This is a genomic window from Salipaludibacillus agaradhaerens, from assembly GCF_002019735.1.
Classification (GTDB): domain Bacteria; phylum Bacillota; class Bacilli; order Bacillales; family Salisediminibacteriaceae; genus Salipaludibacillus; species Salipaludibacillus agaradhaerens.
Window position 1 is genome coordinate 1,823,825 of the sequence record NZ_KV917378.1, and the last position, 12,690, is coordinate 1,836,514.

At 39.6% G+C, this 12,690-nt stretch carries 10 protein-coding genes and 1 riboswitch; of the genes, 1 reads left to right on the forward strand and 9 read right to left on the reverse strand.

Features of this window, described 5'->3' with window-relative positions; translation table 11 throughout:
- The first annotated feature begins 141 nt into the window (after nt 1–141).
- Complete coding sequence (locus BK581_RS08675) at nt 142–1,662, forward strand: AbgT family transporter (RefSeq protein WP_078577797.1); 1,521 nt, start codon at nt 142–144, stop codon at nt 1,660–1,662.
- 241 nt (nt 1,663–1,903) lie between these two features.
- Here the strand turns inward: BK581_RS08675 and BK581_RS08680 are convergent, their stop codons facing one another.
- From BK581_RS08680 to BK581_RS08720, 9 genes are all read right to left on the reverse strand, one after another.
- Entirely contained in the window at nt 1,904–2,686 is a 783-nt protein-coding gene (locus BK581_RS08680; RefSeq protein WP_078577798.1) for an energy-coupling factor transporter transmembrane component T family protein, read from the reverse strand.
- The gene (locus BK581_RS08685) at nt 2,683–4,266 is read right to left on the reverse strand and encodes an ABC transporter ATP-binding protein (RefSeq protein ID WP_078577799.1); all 1,584 of its coding nucleotides are present in this window, start codon (nt 4,264–4,266) and stop codon (nt 2,683–2,685) included. The genes BK581_RS08680 and BK581_RS08685 overlap by 4 nt, the downstream gene beginning before the upstream one ends.
- Nucleotides 4,247–4,852 (reverse strand): ECF transporter S component, encoded by a 606-nt coding sequence (locus BK581_RS08690; protein ID WP_211273954.1) that lies wholly within the window; start codon nt 4,850–4,852, stop codon nt 4,247–4,249. The genes BK581_RS08685 and BK581_RS08690 overlap by 20 nt, the downstream gene beginning before the upstream one ends.
- A 13-nt stretch (nt 4,853–4,865) precedes the next feature.
- On the reverse strand, nt 4,866–5,468 hold the full coding sequence (locus BK581_RS08695) for a YkoF family thiamine/hydroxymethylpyrimidine-binding protein (RefSeq protein WP_078577800.1): 603 nt from the start codon (nt 5,466–5,468) through the stop codon (nt 4,866–4,868).
- A gap of 159 nt (nt 5,469–5,627) precedes the next feature.
- Nucleotides 5,628–5,731: riboswitch (TPP riboswitch) on the reverse strand.
- A gap of 263 nt (nt 5,732–5,994) precedes the next feature.
- Nucleotides 5,995–6,924, reverse strand: a complete 930-nt coding sequence (gene thpD / locus BK581_RS08700) for an ectoine hydroxylase (RefSeq protein ID WP_078577801.1) — start codon at nt 6,922–6,924, stop codon at nt 5,995–5,997.
- Nucleotides 6,925–7,573: 649 nt separating this feature from the next.
- Complete coding sequence (locus BK581_RS08705; RefSeq protein WP_078577802.1) at nt 7,574–9,682, reverse strand: ATP-dependent Clp protease ATP-binding subunit; 2,109 nt, start codon at nt 9,680–9,682, stop codon at nt 7,574–7,576.
- 311 nt (nt 9,683–9,993) lie between these two features.
- On the reverse strand, nt 9,994–10,185 hold the full coding sequence (locus BK581_RS08710; RefSeq protein ID WP_078577803.1) for a hypothetical protein: 192 nt from the start codon (nt 10,183–10,185) through the stop codon (nt 9,994–9,996).
- Between the two features lie 335 nt (nt 10,186–10,520).
- Nucleotides 10,521–12,074 carry a serine hydrolase domain-containing protein gene (locus tag BK581_RS08715; protein WP_245828972.1) on the reverse strand — a complete coding sequence of 518 codons (1,554 nt, stop codon included), beginning with the start codon at nt 12,072–12,074 and terminating at the stop codon, nt 10,521–10,523.
- Nucleotides 12,074–12,646 carry a DUF2087 domain-containing protein gene (locus BK581_RS08720; RefSeq protein ID WP_078577804.1) on the reverse strand — a complete coding sequence of 191 codons (573 nt, stop codon included), beginning with the start codon at nt 12,644–12,646 and terminating at the stop codon, nt 12,074–12,076. Before BK581_RS08720 ends, BK581_RS08715 begins: the two co-directional genes overlap by 1 nt.
- Nucleotides 12,647–12,690 lie beyond the last annotated feature (44 nt).

Sequence of the window (12,690 nt, forward strand, 5' to 3'; positions counted from 1 at the left end):
ATTTTTCCTACTTTTTGAAAATATATTCAAATTATGTTCTCTAACCTATATACTAGGGAGTGATTATTTTCGATGACCTAAAAATGAGATGGGCTTTCTGACTTCATATGACATCAGTTTAGTATGAAAGGGGTTTTTAGATTGGAGAAAAAACGTAAAGGGTTATTTCAAAAGTTCCTTGATATAGTTGAAACAACGGGGAATAAACTTCCTCATCCGGTCACATTATTTGCTATTTTAGCTGTAGTTGTGATCATCCTATCAGGTATTATTTCAAGTTTTGGGATCAGTGTAGAGCATCCAGGCGAAGAAGGTACAATTGTCGAAGTCACCAACTTAATGAGCACTGAAGGCTTGCAATATGTGTTCTCAAGTATGGTCGATAACTTCATTGGATTTGCACCACTCGGGGTTGTTTTAGCTACGATGTTAGGGATCGGACTAGCTGAGCGAACGGGATTAATTAGTGCGTGTTTACGTGGGTTTGTTCTTTCCATACCTCGCGTGTTAATCACGGCAGGGCTTGTCTTTGCAGGTATTATGTCAAGTGTGGCTTCTGATGCTGGTTATGTTGTGTTGCCCCCACTAGGCGCTGTCATTTTTGCAGCAATCGGTCGGCACCCGTTAGCAGGACTGGCTGCTGCGTTCGCTGGTGTATCAGCCGGGTTCAGTGCCAACTTGTTCCTCTCAGCTACAGACCCCATGCTTGGTGAATTAACCATATCTGCAGCTGCTATTATTGATCCAGCATACGCAGAAGGCATGAACATTGCCATGAACTATTACTTTATCATCGTGTCAGTATTTTTATTAACTATAGTAGGAGCATGGGTGACAGAGCGCCTCGTCGAACCTCGACTAGGCGACTATAAAGGGGATTATCGTGAAAAGCTTACAGGATTGGATGCTACTGAGAAAAAAGGCCTCATTTGGGCCGGCATTGCTTTTCTAATCGGTGCCATTTTATTCGCATTAACGATTGTCCCGGCAAATGGGCCACTACGCGCTGAAGATGGCGGGATTGTTCAATCACCATTTATGAGTTCACTCGTTCCGATCATTATGATCATGTTTTTTATCCCAGGACTTGTCTATGGTCTTGTCACACGTAACATTAAAAATGATAAGGATGTGGCCAATCAATTATCAGATACGATGGCTTCCATGGGGATGTTTATCGTGCTTGCATTTACCGCAGGTCAGTTTGTGGCCTATTTTGCCGAAACAAACATGGGACTTGTCCTCGGTGTCTATGGGGCTGAAGCACTTGAAGCTGCTAATTTAACAGGGATTCCACTAATACTCGGTTTTATTCTCGTGGCAGGGTTCATTAACTTATTTATCGGAAGTGCTTCAGCGAAATGGGCGATGATGGCGCCTGTGTTTGTGCCAATTATGATGCAGCTCGGTTACTCACCGGAATTGACACAAATGGCTTATCGCGTCGCTGACTCAACGACGAATATTATCTCACCATTAATGACATATTATGCCCTTATTATTGCTTTTGCCCAGAAATATGATAAAAAACTAGGGATTGGAACGCTCATATCGGTTATGTTCCCTTATACGGTCCTCTTTACAATCGCTTGGACAGTGATGTTAATTCTTTGGATGTACCTCGGTATTGATCTAGGACCAGGTTCACCTATTACGTACTAACATTTCGGTTTGAAAGGAAGAAGGTTATCCCATTTTGGTGATAACCTTCTTTATAATGAGGCTGCTGACCTTGAATTCAGCAGTAACTCCTCGATTTTCAGCATCAAACTCGATTATTTACGCAACTCTACTCGACTGTTCAGCATTAACCTTTCTTCTTTCAGCATCTACCCTGCTTTTTTACGCAGCTCTCCTCAGTTTTCCAGCCACCTTCCGTAACTTTTGAGTGCTTCTCTCTTTATTAACCAAATTGATGACCAAAAATATTTAAATAGCCGAGAGAATAGGAGACGAAAATGACGAGAAAGAAGACGCCTACAATGCCGCCAAAAAATATCCAATCCTTTTTTCCTACTGTCATATAATGATAATGCGTCCTATCAGTCGAGCCAGTAAAGCCTTTCGATTCCATCGCAATCGCAACCCGTTCAGCTTTGCGAATGGCATTGGCCATCAACGGAATGGCATAGCGACGAAATTGATTAATACGTCCCTTAATCCCTTTAGCTCTTCCCACACCACGGATGCGGTGCGCTTGTTTTAACACTTCAAATTCATGTTTAAAGGTGGGCAAAAAACGATAGCCGGCAAGTATGCCATACGTCAGCTTAGGCGGCAACTTGAATTGTTGCATCAAACTAAGCATAAATGCGGTAGAATCTGTCGTTAGAACAAACAATAATGATAAAGCAACAAAGCAAAGGGAACGAAGTGCAAGGCTGATCCCAACCATGACACCTCCTGTCGTTACTTCAAACCATAAAAATTCAAATAATAAGGCACCATCACTGAACCCATCACTCGTATATAGCACCGTCATCCAAGCAAACCCTAACGCCAGAAAAACAAATGGAGAAAACACAAGCAGCCATTTTTTTAACGGAATATCACTAAATAAAAACGTAACCGTGATAATAAATAGTAAGTAAGCAAGCGGAGTGAAAATATCAAAACTAAAACTCAGCAGGACACCAGGAATGAGAATTGCCGTCATTTTAATCGCTGGATTTACCGATGAAATCATATGACTTCCCCTGCTTTCACTTGCTTTTGCAAACGATGCGGAAGCCGCAGCCGTGCGCGATAGACGAGCTCGTGATCTGACCATAGCTCTGCTGGTATCCCTTGAAACGCTAGCCGTCCCTCATCCAATACGATAACCCGCTCACTATACATATCCACTAGATTCATATCATGTGTCACAAAAACAATCGTCGTTCCGTTTGCTTTCAAATCGAGGATAATTTTCATTAATTCAGTGGTTGTATGGGCATCTTGACCGAATGTCGGTTCATCAAATAACAACAGCTCAGGTGTCTCATCAAGCATCGTAGCCACACTTAAACGCCTTTTTTGACCGCCACTCAAGGAAAAAGGATTGTGCCATCGATGATTTTCTAGCTGAAAATGATGAAGAAGTTCTGCCACTTTATTTTCAATATCAGAGGGATTCTGATCGTTAAGCCTCATCCCAAATGCCAATTCATCAGCTACAGTATCGGTAATAAATTGATGCTCGGGATTCTGAAAAACAAATCCCATGGCCCGACGCAAATCGCCTTCAGTCCATTCATCAAGCGCTTTACCAAGAAAAATGACCTTCCCTTGTTTAGGAGATAGTAATCCTGCCATCACTTGAAGAAGTGTCGATTTTCCTGCCCCGTTCTCTCCAACAATCGCGATAAACTCACCTTTCCGTAGTGATACGCTCAACTCTGTTAATATCTTTTTTTCTTTTCGATTAAACGTTAAGTTTTCTATCTGCAATATCGCCTCATGGCTGTCATAGGGATCATTAGCAACTGGACTTTGAACGCTTGCTTTTTCGCACGGTAAATAAATACCTTCAGATTTAAATTGGTCGGCTTCCTCCGTTAGCACGTCTTTAGGTTTTCCATCTGCAAAGAGACGCCCATTTTTCCCTAAAGCAAGAATACGGTGTGCGAAAGGAAGCCAATCATCTAATTGATGCTCAATGACCACAACCGTTAAACGTGTTTTCCGTTGAAGTTCTGCTACGAGCTCAATAAATTCTAGGCTGGAAACTGGGTCCAAATTGGCTGTCGGTTCATCAAGAATAAGGACGTCCGGTTCCAATAATAAGACAGAAGCTAAGGCAACTTTTTGCTTTTGACCACCAGACAATTCATGAATGGCACGCTTTTTCATGTTAGTTAAACCCGTTATCTTCAGCACATCGTCCATACGTTTTTTCATCTCACTTCTCGGAATTGAACAGTTTTCCATGGTGAAAGCTAGTTCATTCTCAACCGTCACCATACAAAACTGACTTTCTGGATCTTGAAACACAATGCCGATATGCTTGTTTACTACCCCTTTTTCATAGCTTTCCAAAGGGAGACCTCGAAAAAAAATGCTGCCTTGTTGAAAACCTTCTACCACTTCTGGATACAGGCCATTTAAACTAAGAGCTAGTGTACTTTTTCCAGATCCACTCGCCCCCATTAAAAGAGTCAGCTCACCTTCTTCAAGAGTGAAACTAACGTGATCAATAAGAGGCTTCTCGTGATTTTTTTCATAAGCAAATACGAGATCTTCCACACGAATGATCGGATGACGGTCATCAGGATGCTGATTTTTCACGTTTTTCCTGACGCTCCTTTCCTAACGCATATCCTCGTAAAACCCCGGTTTGTGCCAATTGATCACTGATATATTTCCCAAGAACACCAGCGAGTAGCGCTCCACTTAATATTCTTACAGCCAGTGTCGCTACTATGAGACCCGGAGTAAGTGCGGCTAATCCGGAAGAAAACCATCCCCATGCATAACTAAATACTGCTGCAGACATCCCTGCAAGCACAAGAATATGAAGCGAGAAGTTACGATAACGCGTAGCGAGGAATACGATCTCTGCTCCAATCCCTTGAATCGCTGCAGATATAATTAATCTCGGACCAGCTGGACTTCCGATTAATACTTGCACAGTTCCTGCAATTAATTCTGACCAAAAGGCGGCTCCTGGTTTACGAATGACATATGCTGCGATGATCGACACGATAAACCAAATGCCAAAAATGATTTCGTAGCCAAATGGCGCGAGACCAAAAGGGGTTAAAAAGTTTCGCAACCCTTGCCCGAAAAAATAAAACAGAAGATAAATGACAGCGAAAACAACGCCAAAGATCGACATTAATACGATTTCTTTCAACTTCCATTGCTTCATCATACGTAGTGCCCTCCTACATGTCTTTTTTTGATGGACTATTGGCTGAGATGGCTACCGTCATGGTCACATGACTTCTATCTGATGTTTTCGATGTGTTCGTGAATGCCTCTTCCAACGTACGAAAGACGTCATTTGCATCACCGTCTAATCGGCTCGCATAATGAACCCCTTTTGTGAAAGTGCCATGCTTTTCGGCAACCTGTACTTGATCAGCGATGATTTGCATGTAATCTGGATTGTTCATAGGATAAAGGGCGAATTGTGAAGCGGCAGTCACCTTTTCAGCTTGGGATTTCTCTTCATTCATCCGCCTATCATCCTGTGACATATACGTGTCTCCTTCTGAGTCTCCCGGACATCCAATTGAAAAAGTCCCGTTGAAGACAACATGAACCCCTGTTTTCGCCGCATGAATAAAAATAGCCTTAGCTACATCAAACACATGCTCACTACGACCGCGAATACACGTGCTTACATCATCGGTGTATTGCCACACTTTAGATGTATCCACTTCCTCCAATGCTCCTTTAATGACATCCACGAAATTGTCTGTCATAGGGTATACTGAAAATCGACACCCTACAATTCTGCTCGTTCCACAACTTAACCCCTGCATAATAAATGGCCTCCTACATATTTTCATTATATGATCACCGCGCCTCACTGAAGCGTCACTTTTAGTCTATGAGTCTCGCACAAATAAAAAACGCACCTTCCTAATAAGGAAGATGCAGTTACGTCCATGTAATAAAAGCCCCTTTAATAACCAGGCTACATGTGTGTACCTGCACTTCCCCACGCTGGTATTATCCAGATCGGGTTCAAAGGGTTAACAGGACTTACACCTGTCTCTCAGCTAAAGCGCCCCTAGTGCGAACACGGCTATCATATTGTCTTCTATTGTACTGACCTTTCCGGTAATTGTAAACACCTACAGATAGAAAATAAATTGTATCTTTCAAAGATAATTAAATGAAGATACTGAGACAAACGTAACGTGATTCGCTTTTAAAGTGAACAACAATATAGCATGTTCATGACTGTTCTTCCCCATTTGATTTGGATTCCTCTATTTCATGTGTTAAGCCGGCTACGTAAAAAGCACCTGCCCCATTATAAAGGCAAGCACTTTATGACGCTATTTAATATTTACGTGAGTAGTTTAAACTTTTGGCTGGTTCAATTGGTTTGACATTATCCCTATTAGCTAAAAATTCAGGACGAGGTTCCGTACCACCGAACGGCTTTTCTAGCTTATTTTTAATAGAGTTATAGACGAAGAAGACGTTACTCCGTGGATACGGTGAAATATTACCGGCAGACCCATGCATCGTATTACATTCAAATAATAAAACGGAGCCTGCCGGGCCAGTAGCACGATCAATTTGACCGCCAGCTTGTTTAACGAGCCATTCCATACTTTTATTGTCTGGAACGCCTACTTCTTGTTTTTGCAATGACGATTTATAATTATCTTCAGGTGTTTCTCCTGATGTGGAGACGTACCACTTATGGGAACCAGGTATAAGCATAAGGGGCCCGTTATACTCATAATTATCTGTTAAAATGATGGAGCAACTTAATGCGCGCATTCGCGGCATCCCATCTTCCATATGCCAAGTTTCAAAGTCTGAATGCCAATAAAACTCTTTTCCTTTAAAGCCTGGCTTGAAATTTATTCGCGATTGGTTAATATACACTTGACTGCCAAGAATCTGTTCACAAATTTTAACGAGCCGTTCATTTTGAGATAGCTTCTCAAAAAAACCTCCGTCTTTATGAACTTCAAATATGGAACGAATTTCATTACTGCTCGGTTCTTTTATCACCTCATCAGAGTCGCGATGACGGTTTTGGTCCATCGTATACTGAAGCTCTTGCTTCATCATATTTAGCTGGTCATCATCAAAGAATTTTTCCAACATAATATAGCCATTTTGGTCGTAAAAGTTCAACTCTTTTCGCGACAAAGGACCTTCCTCATACGCTTTTTCGTTATGGATAACAGGATCTTTCCTTTCAAAAATAGATGCCTTCTCATTTAATCTAGATGGATATAAATCTTGTACCATATCACACATACCTCCTATAAATTCTTTTAATATCACATACTGACTGAATTTGAGATAAGGTGCTATTCTTTATACAGACATAATGCTTTGTGGCTCACAATCCGATGTGTCATACCGGATCAATCCTCCAATCTAATTGTCAGACTATTAGGATTTCTCCATACATCCTCTCTCGTTCCACTTATAACTTATATAAAACATTTAACTTTAAAAATGAGACTTACGTCATATAATTAGAGACTAGAAATAATATTATCTAGTTATTTTCACGAGGCGTTATCGACTATTAACATGACTATTGTCTGACAAATCTTCAACTTTTCCTATTTGAAAACATCTAAAAGAAAATATACACTTCCAAACTTACACGCACACGCATATGTCTTAGGATGAGATAATGCTGCTTAATAGTTCTTAATACTAACGCCCCTTTTCATTATTCCTGCTCATTGCCAATTCGATTAGAAGAAGATTTAAGCACAGTCTATCGACATAAATATGTAATAACAACGCCCTGAATCCATTGCCATACTGGAATCAGGGCGTTTCCTATAGTTTAGATAACTTATGGAAAAAGAAACTTCTCAACTTTAGTCAGTTGTAACAACTCGTTTTCTTTTCTCCTTGTCTTCCACTGGGTGCTGCGCTATTAAACACTCACACTAATTTCACCATTTTCCACGGTCACAGAGATGTTGGTAATGGCATCGTCCTCAAGAATTAAATCGGTGAGGCGGTCTTCCACTTGATCCTGTAAAGTGCGACGTAAAGGGCGCGCACCGAATGACGGGTGATAACCTAAATCTGCAAGCTTTTCTTTTGCTTCTGCTGAGACGTGAAGCGTCCTATTCTGCTCCGTTAATGTCGTTTGTAATTCGTCGAGCATGAGATCTACAATCATCATTAAATGGTCTTTCTCCAACTGTTTAAACTCAATAATCGCATCAAATCTATTAAGAAATTCTGGCTTAAAATAAGATGAGAGTGAGTCTAATAGAGAGGTTTGATTTAACGCTTCATTTGCTCCAAAACCGACTGTCACTTTTTTAGAACCAACACCGGCATTGCTTGTCATGATAATCACAGTGTCTTTAAAACTCACTGTCCGTCCTTGACTGTCAGTGAGACGGCCGTCCTCCATTATTTGCAAAAAGGCGTGTTGCACATCTGGATGGGCTTTTTCAATTTCATCCAGTAAGATAATGGAGTAAGGGTTTCTGCGAACTTTTTCTGTTAACTGCCCGGCTTCTTCATGTCCAACATAACCAGGAGGTGAACCGATTAATTTAGACACGGCATGTTTCTCCATATATTCACTCATGTCAAGACGGATCATCGCCTCTTTTGAGCCAAAGAGCTCTTCTGCTAATGATTTTGTCAATTCGGTTTTCCCCACGCCTGTAGGGCCAACGAATAGAAATGAGCCAATGGGACGATGTTTTGCTTTCAAGCCTGCGCGTGATCTTCGGACAGCTTTAGCTACTTTTTTCACAGCTTCTTCTTGACCGATCACTTTTTTATTTAGATTATCTACTAAGCTCTTCATTTTCGAAGCTTCAGTTTCTTGGAGTTTCCCTACTGGAATGCCTGTTTTTTTCTCAATAATGGCTTGAATTTGTGAGACGTCAACAACTGCTTTTGTATCTGTGTTTTTATTAAGTTGCTTTACAAGACGTTCTTCTTCATCCCGTAATTTAGCTGCTTGTTCATAATTTTCTTCTTTTAGTACAAGTTCTTTTTCTTTCATGATCTCATTAAGTCGTTGGTCAACCTCTCCTTGAGGTTGAGCTCCCGAAACAAGATTGGCTTTTGATCCCGCTTCATCAAGTAAATCGATCGCTTTGTCAGGTAGGAAACGATCTTGGATGTAACGATGTGACAGGTTCACACAAGCGGTAATAGCTTCAGCCGTATAGGAAACTTGATGGTAATCCTCATACTTCGCTTGAATCCCTTTCAAAATCGCTTCTGCTTCTTCAAGTGCAGGCTCATGCACCATCACAGGTTGAAAGCGCCGTTCAAGTGCCGCATCTTTTTCAATCGTTCGATATTCCTTTAAGGTTGTCGCTCCCACAACTTGTAATTCACCTCGTGCAAGTGCCGGTTTAAGAATGTTCCCTGCATCCATCGCTCCTTCTGCTGACCCTGCACCAACGACCTGATGGATTTCATCAATGAATAAAATAACATTTTTACGCTGTTGTAATTCAGCAATTAATTGTTTTAAACGCTCTTCAAATTGTCCTCGTATACCTGTGTTAGCAACGAGAGATGCCACATCAAGTAGATAGACCTCTTTATTTAGTAGTTTAGCAGGGACGTTTCCTTCACTTATTTTAAGGGCAAGCCCTTCAACGATCGCAGTTTTTCCAACTCCAGGCTCTCCGATAAGCACTGGATTATTTTTATTACGACGGTTAAGAATTTCAATCACACGCTCTACTTCTTCATCTCGTCCAATGACCGGGTCGATTAATCCTGTTTTTGCTGCATGGGTCACATTTTGACCTAGCTGATCAAGCACTCCCCCTCCACGGTTAGCTTGTTGCTCATCATATTGGTTAGCATTCATATTTGAAAAGCCAAATTGGTTAAATAAATCGTGTGGCATACCTCCTCCAAAATGGGATGGTATTTTATTTTCCGCCTGTAGCTTTTCAAAACACACACGGCATAAACGAAGCTGATGTTTCTCCTGATTCACCTGAATGTTCAATCCAACAGTAGCTCGCCTTTCTTGACATTGTTGACACATCATAGATATAACCTCCTTTTGACTTTGACTATCTTTGACCTTTTAACACTATTATAGTTTGACCTTTTTTGACTTTCAAGTCTTTTGCTTAAAAAATGTTATGAAAGGTCATTATAGTGATCATCGCAAGATCGTGTCGATAATTGCAGTTTATGTAGCTAATATTTTGCCAAAAAAAGAAGCTTCCGTGACGGCATGCCGACATGTTTTTTTAAAATAATGACTAGCTAGATGCAGGCGTTGAAAGGCACTACATGAAAAAGCGAGACAAGGATTCAAATCCTGTCTCGCTTCAAAGTATCCCTAATCTAGTTTCATCTCGCTATAAAGGCTTTACATTGAGGACATAATGATTTCATGTAGTCTTCAGGGATGATAACGTCGCATTGGTCACAGTGATGTTTTGAACTCTCATCAATTGATTTTTTAGTGTTTGATTTAATAATAAAGCTGATCACAATGGCCAAAACAGCTACAACAAGTACAATCGTTAATGCCGTCATCATAAGACCATCTCCCTTTTATGATTTTTTAGTCATACAAAAGGAAAGACTGCAGCAACTCCCCGCTACTTTCTATCATTAAATGAAAACCTCCCCCTCCTTTTTTGGAAAATATAGTATTCAGTTATCTCATACCCACTTCCAGGAATTATAATCCTTTATTTAATTTTTTTTACTTTGGAAACATTTTTTCCTTACAACGTGTTGGCTTTACTTATAAGGCATTTCGAACGATCCTTTTAAATCGGTTCTAAGGTTCTGTTTTTGTTTTCTCATCACTATTTAGAGCTTAGTTAATGGTCATGATTATGAGCGCATTCCCTAACCTGCTTGTAATACTAACTAACGATAACATCAACAGGTTCCTCTTTCTTTTTAAGAAAACTAATTAGCAGAAAGTAACTGTAGACTAACCAAAGACATGGATATCCCAAATAAAGTGCCCATTTTATACTAGATGGTAACCATACAAAAATGAATTCCCAATCTACGCCACTATAGAGGAGATAAGGTATTAAATAAATGCAATATGACAGAATCATCATCATGATAATGGAAGTTAAAACTTTCAATATACCCCTTTTACCTTTCTTATCTACGAATCTTCTTTTTGCTTTTAATTCTTTTATAGCCTTTATAGTTAACCATAACACTACAGTAATAACCATTATAGAAACAGAAATGATGGCTACTGCTATATAGTCCGCTATCATGTTCAGGTCTTTTATATTGCTACCATTATTATCTTCATCTAATAGGATTCGATTGATCCCATGACCAATATCCTCAACATAAGCTGAGTTAATATTACTTAAAACCGCAACACCAATCTTTTCTTCTGGTCTAAAGAGGATAAAAGATGAATAGTTGGGGTTATTTCCTCCATGGGATATTTCAACGCCTCCCTTTTGGTATACAAACCATCCACTGGCGTAGGAAGATCCATCTTGTAATTGTTCAACTCTACGATTAGCTATATGTGACTCTTCAATTACACGATTGCTAAATGTCGATTCCTTTAAGACACCCAGTTGAATTTTAAGCCATTTTTCCATATCCTTAGAATTTGTAATGATATACCCTGCCGGCTTATTCCCCTCATAATTAGGAGCATGATACACTCGGGGCTCCGTAAATAATTGTTTATAGCCTTGAGCCATTCTATCCTTTTCAAACTCATTACTATACATATAGGTGTTAGTTAATCCCATTGGATCTAATATATTTTTTGTGATAAATTCTTCATATTTGATACCAGATGTCTTTTCAATTAATAAGCCTAAAATATCATAATTGATAGTGGCATATTGAAACTTCTCTCCTGGCATGCTATCTAATTCTACTCCAACAAGCGTCTTTACAGTATCTTCAATGGCATTTTCCCCATCAGAAATAGGAATGTCACTTATAGTATTAAATGGAATTCCACTGGTTTGATAAAGTATATCTCTTACTGTAACGGTAGCTTCTTCTCCTTTATATGTCATACTTAACCCGGGTATATAGTCTGTTATAGGAGCATCAATATCTATAGTGCCGTTATCGACTAAAGTAAGAACCCCTAAGGCTGTAAAAGCCTTACTAGTAGAGCCTAATTCAAATAGGGTATCAGGAGTTATTTCTCTACCATTATCAATATCTGCATATCCAAATCCCCTCTGGTAAACTGTTTCATCCTCTTTTACAATAGTTACAGATAAACCTGGTATGTTTCCTTTTTCCATTTGCTTTTGTATAAATTCCTCTACTTTCTCTATGTTTTCATTGGATATATCCACTTCACTAGTGGCAGCGCTTATTTCTAGAGAAGAACTTAACAACAAACTCACAAACATAATGAAAGTAAAAACTTTCTTGGTTCTCATAATATCCTTCAATCTAAAATATGTCATCACAGTGGCCACATTTCTTTCGGATTAAGTTCGTACTGACCATTTTGTCTGTACATAAACTGACACATGACAAATTCTCTGCGTATCGTGGCATAGTCTTCATGATATTGTTTGATAAATGTATTGAGTTCATTTTCAGGATATATTTTGCCTATTTCTAATTTCTCCACTAAATATTCAAGGACAATTAGTTTCTTTTTCCGCTTAGCCGGCAATTCCTTAATCCGCCCATCGTGATCTAAGAAGTTTTTTAGGACAACCGCTTTTTCAGCATCCTCAATTGCTGGCATGTCCATCGCTGTTTCACTCCCTAATGTTAAGACAGCTTCAGCCATAGATGTGAGCTTCTTTTCATCTAAATAAAAATAAATGGTATTTTTTTCACGTCTTTCATAAATGACAGAAATCTCACGCAACTTAGCAATATGGTGGGAAATAGTCGGTGCTGTTAAGCCGAGTTTTCCTGCAATTGCTTGCCCGTGTAATGGTCCATCCTTCAGTAAGGCAATTATTCGTAAACGCGTTTTATCACCTAATGCTTTATGAAAATTAACAAGTCGATTCAATTGCATAAACATCCCTCCATCTAATTAGATTATAATCTAATTAGATGTTT

Excerpts from the sequence above, each read along its gene's own strand:
- BK581_RS08680 (WP_078577798.1), bottom strand. The coding sequence starts at position 2,686 with ATGATTTCATCGGTAAATCCAGCGATTAAAATGACGGCAATTCTCATT.
- BK581_RS08690 (WP_211273954.1), bottom strand. The coding sequence starts at position 4,852 with ATGATGAAGCAATGGAAGTTGAAAGAAATCGTATTAATGTCGATCTTT.
- BK581_RS08695 (WP_078577800.1), bottom strand. The coding sequence starts at position 5,468 with ATGCAGGGGTTAAGTTGTGGAACGAGCAGAATTGTAGGGTGTCGATTT.
- thpD (WP_078577801.1), bottom strand. The coding sequence starts at position 6,924 with ATGGTACAAGATTTATATCCATCTAGATTAAATGAGAAGGCATCTATT.
- BK581_RS08705 (WP_078577802.1), bottom strand. The coding sequence starts at position 9,682 with ATGATGTGTCAACAATGTCAAGAAAGGCGAGCTACTGTTGGATTGAAC.
- BK581_RS08710 (WP_078577803.1), bottom strand. The coding sequence starts at position 10,185 with ATGATGACGGCATTAACGATTGTACTTGTTGTAGCTGTTTTGGCCATT.
- BK581_RS08715 (WP_245828972.1), bottom strand. The coding sequence starts at position 12,074 with ATGACATATTTTAGATTGAAGGATATTATGAGAACCAAGAAAGTTTTT.
- BK581_RS08720 (WP_078577804.1), bottom strand. The coding sequence starts at position 12,646 with ATGCAATTGAATCGACTTGTTAATTTTCATAAAGCATTAGGTGATAAA.